Raw genomic sequence first — 20,838 nt, 5'->3', positions numbered from 1 at the left:
GCATGGCCTGTCCGGTAAAAGACGGGCTATAGACAGCAGCCAGAAGCAACATTTTACATATCAAACACGGAAAAGACCAATCCCTTGCGTCTGCCTATGAGTTGCCTTACCACGCTATCAACTATTGTTGGCAGTCAACCCGGTATCCGGATATACCAGGTTGTACAGGATGCATTTTCCATTGATCCTTTTACTGATGCCGGCCGGAACGGGGATGAAGCGGAAACTAACTTTCCGCTTTTCCCCGCCGGTATTGATACCGCAGAAGGCTCCATCACACCGCCAGCATCGTTTGTGCCCGGTTATGAAAAAATACGATCATGAAAACAACAACTATTAAGGTAGTGATTGAAACCCCAAGGGGGAGTACAGAGAAGTACGACTACGATAAGAAATCCGGGCATTTTCTGCTGAGGAAAATTTTACCGGCCGGTATGATGTTCCCTTATGACTTTGGGTTTATCCCCGGTACCAAAGGAGAAGACGGTGATCCATTGGATATAATAGTACTCTCCGAATTCAGGAGTTTCCCCGGCTGTATGATGGAATGTCATCTTCTTGGGGCCATCATGGCAGAGCAGGGAAAGGAGAAACAAAAGAAGGTCCGCAATGACCGGTATCTGGCCATTCCCATCTGTTCTACCATTTCTCAGTATTTACAGCATATTGATCAGTTGCCCGCTGAAATGGTCACTCAACTGGAAGATTTTTTCTTCAACTATAATAAAGCGGAGGGAAAAGTTTTCCATTCTATCGGTCTGATGGATGCTGATACTGCTTTCAGGCAGATCCATCCGGGCAGCCATAAAAGGAAATAAGGGGTTACTCCCGGTGAAATACCTTCCGCAATTCACCTTTCGCTTCTTCCAGCACTTTCTGTTGTTTTTCAGGGAGATTTTTGCCTGCTCTGTTGATGTAAAAGTTCAACATGGACATGGCAGACTGATAAGGCGTGCCTTTCCGGCGTTGGCTTCTGCTGGCAGAGCGTTTTAGCGAGGCGGCAATTTCTGCCGGATCGTGTAGTTTAAAAACGCCGCCCTTCAGGTCCATGGCATTGCTGGTATTGGTGACACGGGCAGACCATTTCCTTTTGGGCCGCGATACTTTCCTTTTTGTTGCCATAACTGCTTTTTCGTGTAACGACACAAAAAAAATGCCCCGTCCCTATAGACACGTCGTTTTAGCATCCGCCGTTGTCTATGGGGAATGAGATGGGTAGCAGACCCTATGTTATCCTGTGTTATCCTCTATTATTTGGCAGACGTACCGGCAATACCCCCATATCATCAAGGCAGTAGTCGGATAGCAGCATTACTTTTCCACCAGCGGCACCATACAACGTACCATTCCCTGATCGAGGTACATCTCCAGGCAATAGCCCTGCGGGTCCAGGTCCGGATGTTTCAGCAAGCGTTGGAAAGCCTCTCCTATCTGCCGGCCGGCATCCGGGCCCAGCTGCAGCGTCTCGCCGGCATATAGGCCTTTACGCACGGTAGCCCCGGACTTGCCATATTGCCGGCCCTCTTCCGGGGAAGATGCAGCTACACCTGCTTTATAGGTAATCTTACCGGTCTGGTCCGGATGGGAAATACCATAAAACTGCCGGCCGGTAGCGCCGGGCAATAAACCATGCAGTTCAGCCCATGCCGCCGGAACACCGTCCGGGAAACTGGCGGCAGCGACATACCATACCGGAATGTCCTGGTCAATAGTGAAGTTTTCCATAGATCGTGGTTTTATATGAAGTATTACAGGGAAATATTACACAGTGTCATTCTACACAATTGATGTTGTAATTGATTTTACTCAAAGTAGTGTGATGTGCATCCTACTGCAATATACATTTGGTTTTACCCAAAGTAACACCGGCAACTGATTTACATCAGCCAGCTCTATACATTTGATTTTACTCAAAGCAACACCAGCAATTGATTTACACCAATCACCGCTAAATATTTAATTTTACTTAAAGCAGCGCTTGTAACTGATTTACACCAACCAATACCATATACGCTATTTTACTCAAAGCAGCGCCTGTAACTGATTTACACCAACCAATACCATATACGCTATTTTACTCAAAGCAGCGCTTGCTACTGATTTACACCAGCCAATACGATACACTTTATTTTGCTCAAAGCAGTATTTGTAACCGATTTACAAAGTAGCTATACTTTGGTTTTACTCAAAGTGATTTTACACAAAGAGGCCACCTTGGGTTTCAATCCATTGGTTTATACAAAAAAAAAACAAACAACAATTTCCGCTTCACATATCAAAAAGACTTTTTATCTTTCCTATACGAGAACACCAAACGATAGTAAAGCCCTTCCCCTGTAGACGATCTCTCTTCTCCTGAAACCCTGGTCTGCACACTACACATATGATGACACGTATACTACTGCTACCTACGCTGACGAGCATCGCTGCCTTTTTGCTTTATGCCGGTCACTGTCAGGCACAGGCCCCGGCCGGTGTACAGAGTAGCCTTGAAATCATTGACGTAACTACCGGCAAACGGACCGTGGTGTATTCCGAGCCCGCCCTGCTGGAAGCACCTAACTGGTCAAAAGACGGCCGCTACCTCCTGTTCAACAAAAAAGGCAGGTTATACCGCTACTGGTTAAACGACCGGGTCACAGACGAGTTGCCCTTTGACAGCACTTTGCAGGCCAACAATGACCATGGTTTCTCTCCTGACGGCTCACAGCTCGCCATCAGCAGTGGCGATAACAGTTCCCATATTTTCACCGCTCCCGTTGAAGGTGGCCCGCTGCGACAGCTCACGCACCAGTCGCCCTCCTACTGGCATGGCTGGAGTCCCAACGGTAAAACGCTGGCTTTTGTAGGGCAGCGTAACGGCGATTTCGATATCTACACCGTATCGGCTGACGGCGGCCCTGAAAAAAGGCTTACCCGCGAAAAAGGGCTGGATGACGGCCCGGACTACTCCCCCGATGGCCAGTACATCTATTTCAACTCCTTCCGTACCGGCCGGATGCAGATCTGGCGGATGAAGGCAGATGGCAGCGAACCGGAACAACTCACTGACGACCGCTATGCCAACTGGTTCCCGCATCCGTCGCCTACCGGCAACCTGGTCGTATTCCTGAGTTTCATGGAGGACCAGCAGCAGGAGCATCCTTTTGGGAAGAACGTGCAGCTTCGTTTGCTCGATATCGTTAGTCAGACCGTCCGGGATTTAACGCCGGTTTTCTTTGGGGGACAAGGCACAATCAATGTACCTTCGTGGTCTCCCGACGGCCGGCGACTCGCCTTTGTATCTTATCGGATACCCTGAATGCCCCGCCAACGGGCCTTAAAATACACGAGATGAAGAAGCTACTAATCGGACTACTACTGGTAGTCACCACGGAAACACAAGCACAGGATGCCAAAATGAATGCCTTTGTCAACACCCTGATGGGCAAAATGACTTTAGAAGAAAAAATCGGTCAGCTCAACCTGGTCGTGCCAGGCGGCGGTACCGTTACCGGCTCGGTCGTCAGCCAGGGCGTGGATGACAATATCCGCAAAGGCAACGTAGGTGGCCTCTTTGGCATCACCGGCCCGGAAAAAATCCGCAAAATACAAGACATCGCTGTTAAAAACTCCCGCCTGCATATCCCGTTGATTTTCGGGCTGGACATTATCCACGGACATAAAACCATCTTCCCTATTCCGCTGGGCCTCTCCGCCTCCTGGGATATGGGGCTGATTGAACGCAGCGCCCGCATCGCGGCACTGGAAGGCACCGCCGACGGTCTCTCCTGGGCCTACTCCCCCATGGTGGACATCGCCCGCGATCCCAGATGGGGCCGCATCGCCGAAGGTTCCGGTGAAGACCCCTATCTGGGCTCCCGCATTGCCGAAGCCATGGTAAGAGGCTATCAGGGCAAAGACTACAGCCAGGGCAATACCCTTATGGCCTGTGTCAAACACTTCGCCCTCTATGGCGCTGCGGAAGGCGGTCGCGACTACAACTCCGTAGACATGAGCCGCATCAAAATGTTCCAGTATTACCTTCCTCCCTATAAAGCCGCCATCGACGCCGGCGTAGGCAGCATCATGACCTCCTTCAATGATGTGGACGCCGTACCCGCTACCGGCAACAAATGGCTGCTGACAGACCTGCTCCGCAAACAATGGGGCTTTAAAGGACTGGTGGTGAGCGACTATACCGCCGTGAATGAAATGATCGCCCATGGCCTCGGTGACCTGCAAGCCGTATCAGCCCTCGCCCTCAAAGCCGGTCTGGACATGGACATGGTAGGCGAAGGCTTCCTGACCACCCTGAAAAAATCATTACAGGAAGGTAAAGTGACCCTGCAGGACATCAACAACGCCTGCCGCCGCGTACTGGAAACCAAATACAAACTGGGCCTCTTCGATGATCCTTACCGCTATATCCGGGAAGACCGCGTAGCCAAAGATATCCTTACGCCTGCCAACAGGGCCGCTGCCCGCGAGATAGCCGCCCGCTCCTTCGTGCTGCTGAAAAATGACCGGCAAACGCTGCCCCTGGCCGCCAAAGGCACCATTGCCCTCGTAGGCCCGCTGGCTGACAGTAAAAACAATATGCTGGGCACCTGGGCTGTATCCGGTGACCTGCAACAGGCTGTTACTGTCCGCGAAGGTATCCGTAACGTAGTGGGCGACAGCGTGAAAATCCTGTACGCCAAAGGCGCCAACCTCACCGATGATACCACCCTCGCCAAAAATGTAAACGTCTTCGGCCCCCGCGCTGAAATAGACAGCCGCAGCCCTGACCAGCTACTGCACGAAGCCTTCAACGTTGTCCAGAAAGCCGATGTGGTGGTAGCGGTATTAGGCGAAGCTTCCGAAATGAGCGGTGAAAGCGCCAGCCGCAGTAACCTCGACATCCCCGAAAGTCAACGCACCCTGCTCAAAGCACTCGTTAAAAGCGGCAAACCAGTGGTCCTCGTACTCATGAACGGACGCCCGATGACCATCTCCTGGGAAGATGCCAACGTAACCGCCATCCTCGATACCTGGTTCCCCGGCACCGAAGCAGGTAACGCCATCGCCGATGTACTGTTTGGCCGCTACAACCCTTCCGGAAAAATCACCGCCAGCTTCCCCCGCAATGTGGGCCAGATACCGGTATTCTATAATCACAAACATACCGGCCGCCCACTGGAAGGCACCGCATTCCAGAAGTTTAAATCCGATTACCTCGATGTGCCCAATACACCGCTGTATCCCTTCGGCTATGGCCTCAGCTATACCACCTTCTCCTACAGCGACGTAAAAGTGAGCAAACAAAAACCTGTCGGCAATGAAACCATTACCGCCAGCGTTACCGTTACCAACACCGGCAAATACACCGGGGAAGAAGTAGTACAGCTCTACCTCACCGACCCCGTAGCCTCCGTTACCCGCTCGGTGCAGGACCTCATCGGTTTCCGCAAGATATCCCTGCAACCCGGCGAAAGCAAGGAAGTCAGCTTCAACATCTCTACCGAGAACCTGAAGTTCTATAACAGCGACCTGCAATACGTCTGGGAACCCGGCGAGTTCATCATCCGCATGGGTACCAATTCTGCGGAGACGAAATCGGCAACGATCACATGGGGAAAATAGTTTCCGTAGCGACAACGTGACGCGACGTTGTTGGGGGGGCGAATTGCCCAGTCCCAGGGCTGAAGCCCTGGGCTAAGATGTTGAGGTCACGAGATCAGGTTACGAGATCAGGTTACGAGATCAGGTTACGAGATCAGGTTACGAGATCAGGTCACGAGATCAGGTCACGAGATCAGGTTACGAGATCAGGTTACGAGATCAGGTCACGAGATCAGGTCACGAGATCCGGTTACGAGATCGGGTCACAAGATCGGGTCACAAGATCAGGTCACAAGATCAAGTCACAAGATCAGGTCACAAGATCAGGTCACAGGATCGGCTCACAAGATCAGGTCACAAAATCAGGTCGAGATCAAAACATCTCCCTGTGATATTATTCGCAGGAAAAGAAAAAAAATCACACAAAAAACAGAAAAAATAAAAACAGCCATGGAGTCGCCTCCATGGCTGTTTCGTTATCATTACTACTGTCCTTCATCAGGAACGTCAGCGGCAATCAAAGCCGATCAGGGTTACAGATGTATACCACCGGATACCTCTATCCGCTGACCATTGATCCAACGACCTTCTTCTGTCAACAGAAAAGCAACCACCCCGCCAATATCCTCCGGCAATCCTACACGCCCCAGTGCTGTGGCGTCTGCAATGGCTTTATTGGTTTCAGGATTATCCCTTACATGACCATGACCGAAATCTGTTTCGATAGCGCCGGGGGCTACTACGTTAGCACCTATACGACGAGGACCCAGCTCCTTGGCCAGATACCTTGTCAACGTATCAATGGCGCTCTTCATGGAACCATAAGCGGAACTGCCAGCATAGGCAAACCGCGCCAGACCGGAGGAGATATTGATAATGCGGCCGCCATCATTCAGCAACGCCAACGCCTGCTGCGTCAGAAAGAAAACACCTTTGTAGTGAATGTTCATCACCGTGTCAAATTCCTCCTCGGTCGTTTCTGCAAACGGTTTATACAGTGCAGTTCCTGCGTTGTTCACCAGAAAATCAAAATGATCTGTATGGAAAGTATCGTCCAACACACCCTTCAGCCGTTGAAAAAAATCCGGAAAACTTTTGATATTGCCAGCGTCCAGTTGAAGCGCTGCGGCTTTACCGCCTTTCTCTTCAATGGCCTTGATCACCGTATCGGCTTCGTCTTTCCGGCTATGATAAGTGATTACCACGTCGATTCCTTTTTCAGCGATACGCAGGGCCATATTTCTTCCCAGTCCACGGCTACCGCCGGTTACCAATGCTATTTTTTTATGAGATGCCATCATTGAAATTTGTTTTTGATATTACAAAGGTAGGTGCGCTATTGTTGCGACTGGTTGTGTGCATCAATCCATTCTTTGCAAAATTCAAATCAGCCCGCTTTTCGTACCTTTGGGTACTACAAATCCGACATCATCATGGATATTAGTACACTGGAAGATTTCTACCGGGAAACAGAAAAACAGCAACCCTCAGATGCCCACAGGGAGATAGGCCACTTTAATGTATTTAATACCGCCGAGGTCAGCAAACAAAGTACGATGCCCTACAACCGGCGCACCTACTACAAAATCAGCCTCATCAGCGGAAAGAACCGTGCTGAATATGCGGACAAGGTCATCCCGGTGGAGAAAAACGCGCTGCTGTTTGCCACCCCACGTATACCCTACAACTGGGTACCGCTGGATGAAGAACAGGGCGGCTGCTTCTGTATTTTTAATGATGAATTCCTCACCCGCATGAAAAGCGGCGTTATACTGGAAGAACTGCCGATCTACCGTCCGGGAGGCGTGCCGGTATTCCAGGTGTCCGATGAAGAGGCCGCCGAAATACTGGCCATCTTCAGAAAAATGCAAAAAGAACTGGCTTCTGATTATTTCTATAAATACGACCTGCTGCGCAACTATGTCATGGAACTCATCCACTACGGCCAGAAACTGCAGCCCGTCAGCATCCTGAACCCATCACACAATGCGGCGGCAAGGGTGTCGTCCCTCTTTATAGAGCTACTGGAACGGCAGTTTCCGGTGACCTCTCCGCAACACAGGGTCGGCCTGCGCACGGCGAAAGACTACGCCGGACAACTGGCGGTACACGTTAATCATCTCAATAAAGTATTAAAGGACCAGACGGGAAAAACCACGACAGAACTGATCAGCAACCGGATACTACAGGAAGCTAAAATCCTGCTGAAACAAACAGACTGGAGCATCTCCGAGATCGCTTACAGCCTCGGCTTTGAAGAACTGGCGCACTTCTCCAATTTCTTCCGCAAACAAACAGCTGTGGCGCCTAATACCTTCAGAGGATAGCTACCCCAGATGCAGGTCTACTTTACGGCCTGTTTTTACCGCCTGATAAATAGCATCAATGATCTGCAGGTCTTTCAGCGCTTCTTCGCCATTGACCGGCACCAGCGGCTGTTTGTCTTCCAGCAGGATGCCTGCCATCTCATCCATCTGCACCGTCTGGTGCGTCTTATGCGGCTGCGTGAGTTCCCCTTTGTGCGTACGTCCGCGGATAGGACCGTAGCCGGTAGAGGGTTGCAGTTCGGCAAAACCCTTCTCCCCATTTAAAAAGAAGCGATCGAGGTTATTCATATTGTAGGTCGACAAACAGGAAGCCACGGTACCATCCGGAAATCCCAGCTGAAACTGTATTGTTTCATCCACGCCCTCTTTAAATTTCACCGGATCAGTTTTTGTCTCCTGCGCGGTCACCCATACGGGGTCCGCCCCCACCATATAACGGGCGCCGTTGAGCGCGTAAATACCGATGTCCATCAGGGAACCACCTCCGGCCAGCGCTTTATTAAGCCGCCACTGCGTAGGGTCGCCTATACGAAAACCACACTGCCCCTGAAAGAACATGATTTTCCCGAACTCGCCATTGTTACGCATACGGATTACCTCCAGCGTTTTGGGTTCAAAATGCATGCGGTATCCTACCAACAGCTGCACTCCAGCCTTCTTACAGGCGGCGATCATTTCCCGGCCTTCTTTGGCATTGAGCGCCATCGGCTTTTCGCAGATCACATGTTTACCGGCAGCAGCGGCCCGTATCACATTGTTGTGGTGCAAAGCATTCGGTGTGGTGACATACACCACATCGATGTCAGGATTATTTTTGATCTGATCAAAAGTATCGTAACTGTAACAGTTCTTTTCGGGGATGCCGTATTTATTTTGCCAGTCTTTTATTTTGGCGGGAGTGCCACTGACAATACCGGTGAGCTTTGCTTTTGTACAGGACTGCATGGCTTCTGCCACACGATTGGCGTAGCCCCCCAATCCCATCAGGGCCACTCTGAGCACCTGCCCCTCGCGGCGCGGCACGGAAGCCAGGCTGGCAAGCGATGATAGCGGAATAGCCATGGTGGCGGCCGCCACCTGTTGCAGAAAATTACGGCGTGTATGCATAAACGGGAATTTTAAACGTAGTTAATACTACAAAAAAATACCCGTTTATGCAAACAGCCAGCCCATGAATGAGCTGGCTGTTTTATCTCTCTGATGATTTTTTTATTGTTTGATCAGCGGGAATACCGGACTTTCGATATGCGCTTCCTGCATATACCCTTCTATTTTTTTGACGATATCAGGGTGAGATGATGCGATATCATGCTTTTCTGTCGGGTCTTTGTCGAGATCATACAACTCCAGCTGCGCGTGGGCATCTTTCGATACACCTTTGCGGAAACCTTTCCATTTCCCCTTCCGTACAGCCTGTGTGCCATTGTCTTCATGAAACTCCCAATAGAGATAAGGATGCTGCGCCTGCTTACCTTTTCCGGTGAGGGTAGGCACCAGGGAAACACCATCGGTGTACGGTGGCTTAGGCGCTCCGACGATATCCGTGAATGTAGGCATCAGGTCCCAGAACGCGCCCATAAAAGTGTTGCGGCTACCGGACTTCACTTTGCCAGGCCATTTCACGATGAAAGGCGTACGGATACCACCTTCATACAGATCACGTTTGAAGCCACGCAGACCGGCCGTGCTGTTGAAAAACACCGGGTCAGCGCCGCCTTCGCGGTGCGCGCCGTTGTCACTGCTAAAAATAACGATGGTATTTTGTGTAAGCCCCAACTGGTCCAGTTTATCGAGGATCTGACCTACATAGGCGTCCAGACGGCTGACCATAGCGGCGTAGGTGGCATGCGGCTTTTCAACGGAAGCGTACCCCGGTACCAACGCGCCCGGGCCGTAATCGTTGCCTTTGTGCGGTTTCTCCGGAAACGCATTTTCATATTGTTTGTAGTACTGATCATCCGGCCCGGATAATTCCGCATGCGGCAGAATGGACGGTACAAACAGGAAGAATGGCTTGCTGCGGTTGTTTTCGATGAAGGCCAGCGTTTGTTGCTGTATTAACTCCGGCGCATATACTTTTTTCTGCTTCAGGTCATTACCTTCCAGATCAATGCGGGTATCGTTGCTCCACAGATGCGTGGGATAATAACGGTGCGACTGCCGCTGACAGTTATATCCGTAAAACACATCGAACCCTTTTTTATCAGGAGCGCCGGAAGTGCCTACCATACCGAGTCCCCACTTACCAAACGCGCCGGTGACGTAGCCGGCCTGTTGCAGCATCTTAGCATAACTCTGCACGGTATCTGCCAACGGTTCCTGGCCTTCAGGCTGTATTTCCTTATTGCCGCGTACGTAAGTGTGGCCGGTATGCTGCCCGGTCAACAACGAGGAACGGGACGGCGCACATACGGACGTACCGGCATAGAAGCGGGTGAACATCATCCCCTGACGGGCCAGCCGGTCGATATTGGGCGTTTTGATTTTCTGCTGGCCATATACGCCCAGATCGCCATACCCCAGATCATCTGCGAGGATAAACACGATGTTCGGACGCTGCTGCGCCTGCATGGACACGCCTGTCAGTAACAAAAATGACAGGAGCGGAAGAACAATTTTTTTCATCATCACGTTCATTTTTTACGGGTTATTTCCATCCCGGGTTCTGCACCAGACCAGGGTTCAGCACCGTTTGATTGGATGGAATCGGATAAAGATAATAATAGTCGGGGAAAGGTGCGGGCGGCACTTTCTCATAGGCGATATATCCTTCTGTAGCGCCGTCCTGAATGGGAATAGGTGCCGTGGCGGATACATCGGCGCCTTTTTTGATCCACCGGCCTAACTTCTGTTGCACGGCATAATCCATTTTCTTCCAGCGGCGCAGGTCATCAAAACGGAAAGACTCACCCATCAGTTCGATGGCTCTTTCACGGCGGATTTCCCAGAGTATAGGCGTCACCGTTGGATCACGGGTAGGATCGTCAGGGATGGCTGCCAGCTGCAATGGCGCTACGCCACCACGCGCACGCAGTTTATTGATCGTCTGCTCCACGATACTCTGATCAAACTCGGCCAGCTCATATTTGGCTTCGGCATAGTTGATCATCACCTCTCCCATCCGGAAGATGGGCGCATCGTTCACGTCCAGGTTTTGTACCATCTGGATTTTATTGCTGAATTTATAGAAACGGTAACCGGTATACGTTACGTTAAAAGGCTGTCCCTGGTTATCATCTACAAAATGCGGCTCCTGACGTACAACAAGCCCCTGCCAGTTGAGCGTAGGCAACGTCTTATTTTTTGGGCCGGAGATAGCGGCCATCACCGGGAAATACTCCTGATCTGCCGGATTAGGGGTAGGCTGCCAGTTCATGCTCGGGTGGTTTACCAGCACTTTAAACGGTGGCGGCACGGTGAAGTATAAACGTTTATCGCGGTTACGGAATTCGGTGTACGGTGATTTATCACCGGCAAAGAGCGGGCTGCTCCAACGTGTCTGTCCGTCGGTCATCAGGTACATGTCAACAGCCTTTTTCGTAAGGTCCCAGCGGCCGGCAGAGTTACGTCCCAGCGATGCGAGTGAATGATACACCTGCGTCTGATCATACTGTTTATATAACAGGATACCCGGCACCCCTGCCAATGATTCGCTGTTGAAATCCAGGTCATAGTTAGGATTCAGGAGTGGGAAGTCTTTCACCAGTTTAGCGGCAGCGTCTGCGCTGGCCCGCAGGTAAGGCAGCGGATCGCCCAGCTGATGATACTTACGCCAGGTGCCTTCCGTCAGCCCAAAGCGGGAGATCAGCGCCCGTACCACATTTACGTTGATGGTGTTGGGACCATCGCCCGCGGGTTTGATATGCGCTTCAGCCCATAATAGCTGATCAAGGATTTTCTGTGTCACCTCCGCACGCGGCGTACGTTTGCCATAGAGCAGGTCTGCATCACCGTCTGACAAAGCTTTTTCTACCCACTGCACATCACCGTATTTATTCACGAGGTTAGCATAACTGTAAGCCCTGAAAAAATATCCCACACTACGCCAGTGATCTTTATCCGAGGTGGAGATAGGCGACTGGTCCAGGTTATCCAGCATGATGTTCACTGCCCGGATCCTCGCATAAGGATCTTTATAATCATCGGATGCAGAAGGGATGGTGATACGCTGCCAGATCCAGTTGGATTCCCCGCTGGGGTTGGCATTCAGAAACAGATCTGCGTCATACTCCTTATTTACACTCGCGGGAGCATAGCCGGGAAACACTTCATAAAACTGCCATGCGTATGCTTTGATATTATCGTATTGTGTAAACGTCGTTTTTTCGGTAAGCTGGTCTTTCGGTTGCAGGTCCAGCCGGCCCTGGCAGCTGTGCAGCAACAAGACTGCGGCAGCAATGGAAACAATATGTTGAATACGGTTCATACTGATTTGTTTTGCTGGTTAGAAATTAACATTAAGACCGAAGCTGTATTTCTTCAGGAAAGGATAGATACCGCCATCGCTCACGATGCTGGCATCGGCTTCCATACCGTCCGGCAGATGATCGAAGGTGAAGAGGTTTTCACCGCTCACGAATACACGAATATTATCGATGAAGATACGTTTCAGCAGGGGCTTCGGCACGGTATATCCCAGCGTAATGTTTTTCACCCGCAGATAAGCGCCATTAGATAAATACTTAGTCTGTACAAAGCGGCTTTTATCTGCATTACCGGCGCCGTCAGGATATCCGCGCGGATAAAAACCATTCGGATTGGCAGGTGTCCAGTAGTCGAGGTTGTGTTTATACATGGTACCAAACTGGTTGAGATAAGGCCAGTACAGCTGGTTACTCAGCCACAGGTCTCTTTTACCAACACCCTGCAGAAAGAAAGAAAAATCGAAATTATTCCAGGAGGCGTTACCGAAAACGCCAAACTGGAAGCGACGTTGCGTGTTACCGATTATCTTACGGTCGCCCGGATCAGCCAATGTATTATTGCCGGTGAAGACCTGACCGTCGCCGTTGAGGTCTTCATAACGGATATCACCGGGATTTTGCGGCACGCCGCGGTATCCCGGTACGCCGGGCAACAGCGTGCCTTTTTGCAGATTAGCGTCCAGCGATCCTTTCTGGAAATCATCTACCGTATAAAAACCATGGGTCACAAAACCCCATATCTCTCCTATCTGCTGTCCGGTGTAGAAGTTGTCCAGCTGACCATTTGCATTGATGGTCAACAAGCCGGCAGGATTGTTATACCGCGTAATAAAAGCGCGGCTGTCCGACAGGTTGAAGCCGATGGAATAACTAACAGCACGTATTTTATCCTTCCAGGACATTTGCAGTTCCCAGCCTTTGGATTCCAGGTCAGCGACGTTCTGCAAAGGCGCAGGAGCGCCCAGAATAGCCGGCAGTTCAGCGCCTGGCGCCAGCATATTGAGGGTGCTGCGACGGAACCAGTCGAACGACGTATTCAGGCGGTCGCGGAACAAACTGATGTCGGTACCGAAATCCAGCGTACGCACCGTTTCCCACGTAAAGTCGGAGCTCACCAGCGCAGGCATGCCCAGCGATACATAACGGATATTCGTCGAAGGGTCTGTCCAGGAAGCGTTGTACGGCTCCATGCCCGGAATATAGGGGTAATAGTTAGGGACCCGGTTACCATTTTTATCTCTTCTAAACACCACCTGATTGCCGATTTCACCGAAGGAGCCGCGCAGTTTCCATTGCGACAACACAGGGCTGAGTGGCTTCATAAAAGCTTCTTCGCTGACATTCCATCCGGCAGATACAGAGGGGAAGAAACCAAAACGATGCCCCGGCGCAAATCGGCTGGAGCCATCGAAACGGCCGTTTATTTCAACGAGGTATTTGTTTTTATAGTCGTAGTTGATACGGCCGAAGTAACCGGAAATAGCGTATTCACCGAAGCCGTCGCCGCCTGCGATGGTGCCTGTGGAAGTAGACAGCGAAGGCACCTGCGGGCTCAGGATGTCCAGTCTGTTGATATTAAAATTCTCCTGTTTGCTGATTTCCTGGTTGGTGCCTATCAGCACCGTAGCATGGTGCTGGCCCAAAGCTCTGGTATAGCTGGCGTAGAGATTTACCGCCTGGTACACCGTCTGATCGTTGGCGCGGGTATAGCGGGTATTGTTGTTCAGGAACTGGCGATCGTAAGTAGCAGCGTTGATATATTCATTTTTGCCTCTTATCTGGCGGTCGTCCTGATTTTTTTTGTTGTACGTATATTCTCCGGTGATTTTTAAGCCATTGAGCGGATTGTATTCCAATTTACCAAACAGGCGCAGATCGTCACCAAAAGTAGTGTTCACCGGTTCTGTTCTTACCACGTTGTTCGGTGTGTTATAGGGCAATACATCTCCGTTGGGAGCGGTACCATAACCGGTAGGTATATACGAACTGTAGGTGATGGCATTGTAGAACAGGCTGTTGAAATCCGCCGGCGTAGTGCGGTTGCTGTTTTTGTAGAACAGGTTGACGCTGGCATAGAGGTTTTTAGTCAGCTCCGTACCGAGGAAAGCGTTGAAGTTATAGCGCGTGTACTTGTCTTTGTTGGTGACGAGGATACCATCTTCGCCGGTATGACCGCCAGACACGCGGAACGTTGTTTTTTCAGAACCGCCGCCGAAGGAGAAGTTATGCATCTGCTCAAAGCCGCGGGTGAACAGTTCTCCGTAGAGGTCCGTTTCGGCGAGCGGATATTTGAGTCCATTCACCGTCGTATAGCCGTCGGGGTATGTAGACGGATTTTGCTGATAATCTTCCAGCAGTTTCAGCCAGGTATTTACGTTCTGGCCCGTCCAGTAGGAATTGGTGCCAAAATCTTTCAGCGCGCGCACCAGCTCGAGGGGACTGGCTTTCTTAGGCAGTGTGGTAGGTGAACTGAAAGTAAAGTTGTTGGAATAATTGAAGCGAACGGGTTGGTTTTTCTTTCCTTTTTTAGTAGTGACCAGTATTACGCCAAAAGCGGCGCGGGCACCATAGATAGAGGCAGCTGCCGCATCTTTGAGCACGGTGATATTGTCAATGTCTTTCGGGTTCACATCATCGATGTCCATCGGCACGTTATCTACCAGTACCAGCGGCTCGCCGCCGTTGATGGAAGTATAGCCACGGATATTGATGGCAGTGGAAGTACCGGGTTGTCCGGAGCCATAGGTGATCTGTAACCCCGGGACAGCGCCCTGCAAGGCCTGTGAGGCGGAGCTGACGGGCCTGTCGCCCAGCACTTCGTCCATTTTCACGGAGCTGACAGCGCCGGTGAGATTGGCTTTTTTCTGCGAGCCGTAACCGACTACCACCACTTCGTTCATGGCAGAAAGGTCCTCCTGCAGCACGATGTTCATATTGGCGTTGGCTTTGATCTCCTGTTGGGCATACCCAATAAAACGAACAACCAGTACAGAGGAGGTACCCTGTACGTTGAGGGAAAACGCACCCTGGCCGTCGGTGATAGTGCCGTTGGTAGTGCCTTTTTCGAGGATGCTGACACCTGGCAGCGGCTCTCCTTTATCGTTGGTCACCTTTCCTTTGACCGGCATTTTTACGATCACCGGCATGGCAACGGGATAGGATGTTTTGTTGCCAATCAGGATGATTTTCCCCTCCACCCGGTATGACAGGGGTTGATGATACAGTACGGTAGCCATCACCTCATCGATAGAGGCATCTTTGACGCGTATACTGACCGGAGCGGCTTTCTCCAGTATTTCCGTGCTGAACAGCACTTCATAGCCTGTCTGTCGCCTGATTTCGGCGAACACTGTTTTCAGGGAAGCTTTTTCCAGTTGCAGGGTTACCTGCTGCGAAAATGCAGCAGCGGATACCTGAAGGAAAGCGACCGTCATCAACAGAAACGTCAGCTTCATAACATTTAAAAATTTTGTTAGGTACTGGTGACGGGGGATCCTGGTGGTGGGACAAAACACCCCCTTGTATGGATTTCTGAAATTCATACATTTGCTTGGTTAGGTGAAAGAATAGTTTACTGAATACGCGTTTGGTAACTGTTTTACCTTATCTCTGACCGGTCATGTTGGCGCATGGCCGGTCTTTTTTTTGGTTGACGAAAAATTGTTTCCTCCTTGTTTTTACTTTTTAATGTCTGACACGGATGATATTATTGTTCACGTTGAATTTTACGCCGCCGGTGAATTCCAGCATCTCCAAAGCTTTTGACAACGGCACGTTCCGTGGAATGACGCCGTTGTAATGCATATTGGGCACGCTTTTCAGATCTGCTTCCACATCATACCAGCGGCACAGCTGCTGCAATACTTCTGTGAGATACGTATCATTAAAAATAAAATACCCGTTCTTCCAGGCTACCGCGGCATTGGCATCTGCCGGTGCTTTGGACAGGGCGCCCTGGTGGTAAAGGCTGGCCTGCTCTCCGGGACGTAAGATGAGCCCGTTGCGGCCGGCGCTGACCCTTACGCGGCCTTCCAACAATGTTGTTTGTGTGCATGCATTCTCTTCATATGCATTTACATTAAAGTGCGTTCCCAGTACTTCCACCTGTTGCGATGGCGTATGTACAATGAAAGGCTGGCGGGCATTGCCGGCAATTTCAAAATAGGCCTCCCCTGTCAGTTCCACCGTCCGGGTGCTGCCGGTGAAAGTAGCCGGATAACGCAGCGAAGACGCCGCGTTGAGCCATACTTTACTGCCGTCCTGTAATACCACGCGATATTGTCCGCCGCGCGGGGTAGCAATTTCATGAAACCCGCTGCCGGCGCCGGTAGCCTCGTAGACGATCTCTCCACTGTCGCTCCGGTATACCCGTAGTCCTGCCTGCCGCGCTAGCGCTTCATCATCAGCCGTTCCCAGCGTGATCTTTTTACCATTGGCCAGTGTGAGCACGGCTTTATCCGTACCGGCAGGGATGTCTTGCTGTACGGCCGTCGCCAGCGCCGATCTGGTAGCATGCCGTTCCGGCTTCAGGTACATCACCAGCGCGATGAGACCTGTCAGCATCGCCGCTGCGGCATACCAGTAACGTACGATGCGGCGTGATTTCCGCCGACCGGTACGCTGATGAATGGCTGCCAGCATATGCTGCTCCACACCACCGGTATGGGGAGGAGGCAGGGTGCTTTCCCCTGTTTTCTCCGCCGCGTCACAATACCGGAGATAGGAGGCCATTTCCTCGTCGGTGGCAGTGCCATCGCTGATTTTCTCCAATAAACGCTGTAGTGATTCCTGTTCCATAAAGGACGTTCCTGTATAGTAGGCACCTGAATGGAGGGGATCCCCCAAAGGGGTTGGAAATTTTTTTTTGAGGCCGATGATTACAGGGTATTTCGGGCATTTTCTATGACTCAAAGCAAGTCTGCGAACAAAAAAAAGTTTACTTTTATCTTATGATGTCGAATTCAATCAATTATCTATCTATAACCAATTTTAAGTCTATTCGGAATCTTGAACTTTCAGGGTTCAAGCGAATTAATTTATTCATCGGCCGCCCCAATGTAGGAAAGTCTAATATCATTGAAGCGCTGTCATTATTTGCGACCCCGTATTTAATGGAAAACAAGTCAAAGAAATTAAATACTTTGATCCGATTGGAAAATGAACTCGAACTGTTCTATAATGGTAATGGTGAAAGTGACGCGGTGATAAATACCAATAAAGGAAGCGTCAGGATGGGCTATGATCCTAAAGTAGGCTTGAAAATCCGGGTGGATTTTTCCGATGACAATTCTCTTTTCAGAGTTGACGAGAAGTTAACCGTCAAAGGGGTAAGGAGAAATGTCAACTTTAAACCGCCAGTCAAAAGATACATTTACAAAGCTGACGTTGTCTATGAAAAAGGACATGCAAAATATCTGATCCCTCCTTTTGGCTCGAATCTGCTTTCCATCATCGAACAATATGGAGAACTTAAGGACCAGGTCACAACATTGTTCAGAGAATATGGGCTTGACATCGCTTTTGATAAAAGCAGCCAGACTATTAAAGTTATCCAATCCAAGGATAAAGATGGTATGTTTCTGATACCATATAACTCAATTGCGGATACACTACAGCGAATCATCTTTTTCAAAGCGGCCATCGCGTCAAACGATGAAAGTGTTCTACTATTCGAAGAGCCAGAGGCCCATTCATTTCCACCATATATGACGTTGCTTACTCAGGAAATGATTCATAAAACTGACAATCAATATTTCATTGCCACTCACAGTCCATTCATACTCAACGATTTATTAGAGAACGGTCGAAACGAGCTATCCGTTTTTGTTGTTCACTATGAAAATTATGAGACAAAAATCAAACAGCTATCCGATCAGGACCTACATGATGTATTCCAAAATGGTGTAGATCTATTTACTAATAGTGAAAGCTTTATTTGATGGACATAGCAGTTATTCCGGAATGTTTCGTGGATACAAATTTGATTGAAACATTGGTACCTCCTGTAAGTCGATACAATCATCAGAAAGGTTGTGGGACAGTTGCAAAAGTGATGAAAGAAAATTTCTCAAATCGTTTTGCACTTGGCATTATAGATAAGGACAAATATGAGATAGACTATTTAAAAGAGTTCTCGGTAATCTGTCAAACAGGCTCCTTAATACTCCATAGGCACCTCAATACCACCCGACATCATTATATCATTCAAATTTATCCAGCTATGGAACGTTTTATCCTGGATAGTGCTGCCGCTGTAAATATTTCCTTATCTAATTTTGGCTTACCTGAAGAGCTGCAGCAGCTAAAGAAAGTATCAAAATCAGTTAACACCAAAAAAGACGAACGGTTTAAGCAACTATTCAGAGAGCTACACCAGGCAGGTGCAGATAATATTATACGACTGGCTAATTGGATTAACTACCTGAAGGATAATATGTACCAGGCAGATGTGAATGTCCTCCAGGCAATGTAACACCTGGTAATTTTTGTCGTTCCTCTCAACCCAGGCTTACATCAACAAACTCATACTCCCCAGCCTCACACGCAATTTCTTCAGCGCTATTGTCAGTTGATTTTCCACGGTCTTCTCTGAAATCCCTAACTGACGGGCTATTTCACGGTTAGATAAATGTTCCTGGCGGCTCAACTGGAACACTTCTCTGCAACGATCGGGCAGTTCGGCGGTAAAGCTGGCGATCACGGCTTTCAGCTCTTTCAGTTCCAGCGCCTGTTCGTGGGAGCCTTCTTCACGCGCCAGCAGGATGGATGCTGCGGCAAAGGCGGCACGTACTTTTTGTCGGCGGAAATAGTTCGCTACTTTATAACGGACGGCCATGAGGAGATAGCCCCGGAGGGTGGTCAGTACCAGGTGGTCGCGGTTTTCCCAGAACCACACGAATACGTCCTGTACAATGTCCATGGCGGGAGCTTCATCCTGTAGCAGGTAATAGGCACTGTGGTAGAGGCTGTGCCAGTGTCGGCGGTAAATTTCATCAAACGCAGCTTCATTGCCCGACTTCATGAAGTCAAGCAGTTCACTGTCCTCGTATACGTAGTAAGCGGGCATTGGTTTGGTTGATGAAAATGTTTAGCCTTGAAAACAAAGCTATGAAAATATTTCATCAAACCCAGTATCATGCAAAGTTGGAGGAGTGGTATTTATGCCCACCACTCCTCTTCTATTTCTTCGGGGGTCTTTACCTCTCCTGCGGGCAATGTTAACCGGAAGGTGGTGCCTTTTCCCGGTGCGCTTTCCACGTCTATTTCGCCATTGTTCTGTCGGATAAATTCGGCGCACAGCACCAGGCCAATCCCGGAGCCGCGCTCGCCGGCGGTGCCATAGCTGGGTTTATAGCCGAAAGAGAACAGCGTTTCCTGCCGTTCGCGGTCCATGCCTACACCCTGATCGCTCACGCTCAGGCATACATTTTTATCGCCGGAGGAAGCGCTGATGGTAATCGTTCCTTCCTGGTGACTGAATTTAATGGCGTTGCTGATCAGGTTACGTAACACGATCATCAGCTGATTGGTGTCTACATATACCGGCGTATGGTCATCTACAGATAGATCCAGCTTCAATCCTTTCTGACGGATGTTCGGTTCAAATGTGCTGAGCGCATCCTTGACAAGGGGCGCCAGCAGTACATCTGACGGCTCGGTATGAAGACCTTTCATTTGTCCGGCTGTCCAGCGCAGGAGGTTATTGAGTGTTTCGCCCAGCTGCGATACTTTCAGGTGCAGCTCCACGGCTGCCGACTTCATATCAGCCTCGCTGTAGTGGTTATTGCTGAACATCCGCAGCAAACCTTCCAGGGTGGCCAGCGGACTACGGATATCGTGTGCGATGATGGAAAACAGTTTCACTTTATCACGGTTCAGCATATCCAGCGCTTTGCGCTGATCTTCCGTCTGCTCCTGGTATTCGGTATGTACGCTTTTAAAATAAATCAGGGCGATGACCACCATGCCCAGCGCTATCACCAGGTTGGCCAGTACCCTGCCGGAAGGTACCAGTGGCTTCAGGTCCCATATCACCGGGGCGTAGTATACCACCGCGATCACAGATATGATCAATACCGAAAGGAAACCTAATAACCATTTATTATCATAAATAAGATAGATGAGCACCAGTATAAGAATGAGGTAAAACTCCACGCCATTTCGGAAAAAGAACCCGGAAATGCCATACAGCAGCAAGGCGAATACAAGGACTGCGGCCCGCGCCTCCAGATAACGCCGTTTTTTATTCAGGTACAGGATCAGCACATCTGCCAGGGTATGGATAAAGTTCACCAGCGCCAGCAAAGGACGATGCTGTACCAGGTTAAGGACACAGAAATATAAGGTCAGTACAACTCCGGGAATAGCTACGATGTTCATCAACTTAGTCCTTCTCGTTTCAATGAAAGACAAGCCGGGATGTATTCCTGTGTTAACCACAGCGTTCCAGTAGTGTGCGATTTTCCTAAAGATCATGGTATGATTATATCTCAAAAGGAGTCGCA

At 49.9% G+C, this 20,838-nt stretch carries 17 protein-coding genes; 7 read left to right on the top strand and 10 right to left on the bottom strand.

The annotated features are described in order from the left end of the window. Nucleotides 1–96 precede the first annotated feature (96 nt). Both ICL55_RS21110 and ICL55_RS21105 read left to right on the top strand, forming a co-directional pair. Entirely contained in the window at nt 97–324 is a 228-nt protein-coding gene (locus ICL55_RS21110; RefSeq protein ID WP_188101036.1) for a hypothetical protein, read from the top strand. Continuing rightward, on the top strand, nt 321–818 hold the full coding sequence (locus ICL55_RS21105; protein WP_188101034.1) for an inorganic diphosphatase: 498 nt from the start codon (nt 321–323) through the stop codon (nt 816–818). The genes ICL55_RS21110 and ICL55_RS21105 overlap by 4 nt, the downstream gene beginning before the upstream one ends. Before the next feature lie 4 nt (nt 819–822). Here the strand turns inward: ICL55_RS21105 and ICL55_RS21100 are convergent, their stop codons facing one another. Both ICL55_RS21100 and ICL55_RS21095 read right to left on the bottom strand, forming a co-directional pair. After that, nucleotides 823–1,122: a DUF3175 domain-containing protein gene (locus ICL55_RS21100; RefSeq protein WP_188101031.1), complete on the bottom strand. Its 300-nt coding sequence runs from the start codon at nt 1,120–1,122 to the stop codon at nt 823–825. A gap of 189 nt (nt 1,123–1,311) precedes the next feature. Next, nucleotides 1,312–1,725 carry a transcriptional regulator gene (locus ICL55_RS21095; RefSeq protein ID WP_188101029.1) on the bottom strand — a complete coding sequence of 138 codons (414 nt, stop codon included), beginning with the start codon at nt 1,723–1,725 and terminating at the stop codon, nt 1,312–1,314. A gap of 661 nt (nt 1,726–2,386) precedes the next feature. Between ICL55_RS21095 and ICL55_RS21090 the strand changes: the two genes are divergently transcribed. Further along, nucleotides 2,387–3,301 (top strand): TolB family protein, encoded by a 915-nt coding sequence (locus ICL55_RS21090; protein ID WP_188101967.1) that lies wholly within the window; start codon nt 2,387–2,389, stop codon nt 3,299–3,301. Nucleotides 3,302–3,333: 32 nt separating this feature from the next. Further along, on the top strand, nt 3,334–5,604 hold the full coding sequence (gene bglX, locus ICL55_RS21085) for a beta-glucosidase BglX (protein ID WP_188101026.1): 2,271 nt from the start codon (nt 3,334–3,336) through the stop codon (nt 5,602–5,604). 512 nt (nt 5,605–6,116) lie between these two features. Here bglX and ICL55_RS21080 read toward each other — a convergent pair. Then, entirely contained in the window at nt 6,117–6,884 is a 768-nt protein-coding gene (locus ICL55_RS21080; protein ID WP_343067839.1) for an SDR family oxidoreductase, read from the bottom strand. Between the two features lie 132 nt (nt 6,885–7,016). Between ICL55_RS21080 and ICL55_RS21075 the strand changes: the two genes are divergently transcribed. Beyond that, nucleotides 7,017–7,910 carry a helix-turn-helix domain-containing protein gene (locus ICL55_RS21075; protein WP_188101024.1) on the top strand — a complete coding sequence of 298 codons (894 nt, stop codon included), beginning with the start codon at nt 7,017–7,019 and terminating at the stop codon, nt 7,908–7,910. On the opposite strand, the gene ICL55_RS21070 is transcribed toward ICL55_RS21075, so the two are convergent. The 5 genes from ICL55_RS21070 to ICL55_RS21050 form a co-directional block, all read right to left on the bottom strand. Then, the gene (locus tag ICL55_RS21070) at nt 7,911–9,017 is read right to left on the bottom strand and encodes a Gfo/Idh/MocA family protein (RefSeq protein ID WP_188101022.1); all 1,107 of its coding nucleotides are present in this window, start codon (nt 9,015–9,017) and stop codon (nt 7,911–7,913) included. A 102-nt stretch (nt 9,018–9,119) separates the two neighbouring features. Continuing rightward, nucleotides 9,120–10,535 carry an arylsulfatase gene (locus ICL55_RS21065; protein WP_188101020.1) on the bottom strand — a complete coding sequence of 472 codons (1,416 nt, stop codon included), beginning with the start codon at nt 10,533–10,535 and terminating at the stop codon, nt 9,120–9,122. A 22-nt stretch (nt 10,536–10,557) separates the two neighbouring features. Further along, entirely contained in the window at nt 10,558–12,336 is a 1,779-nt protein-coding gene (locus ICL55_RS21060; RefSeq protein ID WP_188101017.1) for a RagB/SusD family nutrient uptake outer membrane protein, read from the bottom strand. Between the two features lie 18 nt (nt 12,337–12,354). Further along, nucleotides 12,355–15,789, bottom strand: coding sequence for a TonB-dependent receptor (locus ICL55_RS21055; RefSeq protein ID WP_188101015.1), 3,435 nt, complete (start codon nt 15,787–15,789; stop codon nt 12,355–12,357). Nucleotides 15,790–16,018: 229 nt separating this feature from the next. Continuing rightward, nucleotides 16,019–17,131, bottom strand: a complete 1,113-nt coding sequence (locus ICL55_RS21050; protein ID WP_188101013.1) for a FecR family protein — start codon at nt 17,129–17,131, stop codon at nt 16,019–16,021. Nucleotides 17,132–17,283: 152 nt separating this feature from the next. On the opposite strand from ICL55_RS21050, the gene ICL55_RS21045 reads away from it, so the two are divergent. Further along, complete coding sequence (locus tag ICL55_RS21045) at nt 17,284–18,273, top strand: AAA family ATPase (RefSeq protein ID WP_188101011.1); 990 nt, start codon at nt 17,284–17,286, stop codon at nt 18,271–18,273. Beyond that, nucleotides 18,273–18,806 (top strand): hypothetical protein, encoded by a 534-nt coding sequence (locus tag ICL55_RS21040; protein WP_188101009.1) that lies wholly within the window; start codon nt 18,273–18,275, stop codon nt 18,804–18,806. Before ICL55_RS21045 ends, ICL55_RS21040 begins: the two co-directional genes overlap by 1 nt. A gap of 36 nt (nt 18,807–18,842) precedes the next feature. Here ICL55_RS21040 and ICL55_RS21035 read toward each other — a convergent pair whose 3' ends face one another. Both ICL55_RS21035 and ICL55_RS21030 read right to left on the bottom strand, forming a co-directional pair. Beyond that, nucleotides 18,843–19,400: an RNA polymerase sigma-70 factor gene (locus ICL55_RS21035; protein WP_188101007.1), complete on the bottom strand. Its 558-nt coding sequence runs from the start codon at nt 19,398–19,400 to the stop codon at nt 18,843–18,845. A 92-nt stretch (nt 19,401–19,492) separates the two neighbouring features. Beyond that, complete coding sequence (locus ICL55_RS21030; protein WP_188101005.1) at nt 19,493–20,809, bottom strand: sensor histidine kinase; 1,317 nt, start codon at nt 20,807–20,809, stop codon at nt 19,493–19,495. Nucleotides 20,810–20,838 lie beyond the last annotated feature (29 nt).

The organism is Chitinophaga varians, assembly GCF_014529945.1.
Classification (GTDB): Bacteria; Bacteroidota; Bacteroidia; order Chitinophagales; family Chitinophagaceae; genus Chitinophaga; species Chitinophaga varians.
The sequence above is the reverse complement of the archived record's forward strand: the minus strand, read 5'-3'. Positions and strand labels throughout refer to the sequence as shown.

Excerpts from the sequence above, each read along its gene's own strand:
- ICL55_RS21060 (WP_188101017.1), bottom strand. The coding sequence starts at position 12,336 with ATGAACCGTATTCAACATATTGTTTCCATTGCTGCCGCAGTCTTGTTG.
- ICL55_RS21040 (WP_188101009.1), top strand. The coding sequence starts at position 18,273 with ATGGACATAGCAGTTATTCCGGAATGTTTCGTGGATACAAATTTGATT.
- ICL55_RS21095 (WP_188101029.1), bottom strand. The coding sequence starts at position 1,725 with ATGGAAAACTTCACTATTGACCAGGACATTCCGGTATGGTATGTCGCT.
- bglX (WP_188101026.1), top strand. The coding sequence starts at position 3,334 with ATGAAGAAGCTACTAATCGGACTACTACTGGTAGTCACCACGGAAACA.
- ICL55_RS21100 (WP_188101031.1), bottom strand. The coding sequence starts at position 1,122 with ATGGCAACAAAAAGGAAAGTATCGCGGCCCAAAAGGAAATGGTCTGCC.
- ICL55_RS21065 (WP_188101020.1), bottom strand. The coding sequence starts at position 10,535 with ATGAAAAAAATTGTTCTTCCGCTCCTGTCATTTTTGTTACTGACAGGC.
- ICL55_RS21045 (WP_188101011.1), top strand. The coding sequence starts at position 17,284 with ATGATGTCGAATTCAATCAATTATCTATCTATAACCAATTTTAAGTCT.
- ICL55_RS21110 (WP_188101036.1), top strand. The coding sequence starts at position 97 with ATGAGTTGCCTTACCACGCTATCAACTATTGTTGGCAGTCAACCCGGT.
- ICL55_RS21050 (WP_188101013.1), bottom strand. The coding sequence starts at position 17,131 with ATGGAACAGGAATCACTACAGCGTTTATTGGAGAAAATCAGCGATGGC.
- ICL55_RS21075 (WP_188101024.1), top strand. The coding sequence starts at position 7,017 with ATGGATATTAGTACACTGGAAGATTTCTACCGGGAAACAGAAAAACAG.
- ICL55_RS21055 (WP_188101015.1), bottom strand. The coding sequence starts at position 15,789 with ATGAAGCTGACGTTTCTGTTGATGACGGTCGCTTTCCTTCAGGTATCC.
- ICL55_RS21035 (WP_188101007.1), bottom strand. The coding sequence starts at position 19,400 with ATGCCCGCTTACTACGTATACGAGGACAGTGAACTGCTTGACTTCATG.
- ICL55_RS21080 (WP_343067839.1), bottom strand. The coding sequence starts at position 6,884 with ATGATGGCATCTCATAAAAAAATAGCATTGGTAACCGGCGGTAGCCGT.
- ICL55_RS21070 (WP_188101022.1), bottom strand. The coding sequence starts at position 9,017 with ATGCATACACGCCGTAATTTTCTGCAACAGGTGGCGGCCGCCACCATG.
- ICL55_RS21105 (WP_188101034.1), top strand. The coding sequence starts at position 321 with ATGAAAACAACAACTATTAAGGTAGTGATTGAAACCCCAAGGGGGAGT.
- ICL55_RS21030 (WP_188101005.1), bottom strand. The coding sequence starts at position 20,809 with ATGATCTTTAGGAAAATCGCACACTACTGGAACGCTGTGGTTAACACA.
- ICL55_RS21090 (WP_188101967.1), top strand. The coding sequence starts at position 2,387 with ATGACACGTATACTACTGCTACCTACGCTGACGAGCATCGCTGCCTTT.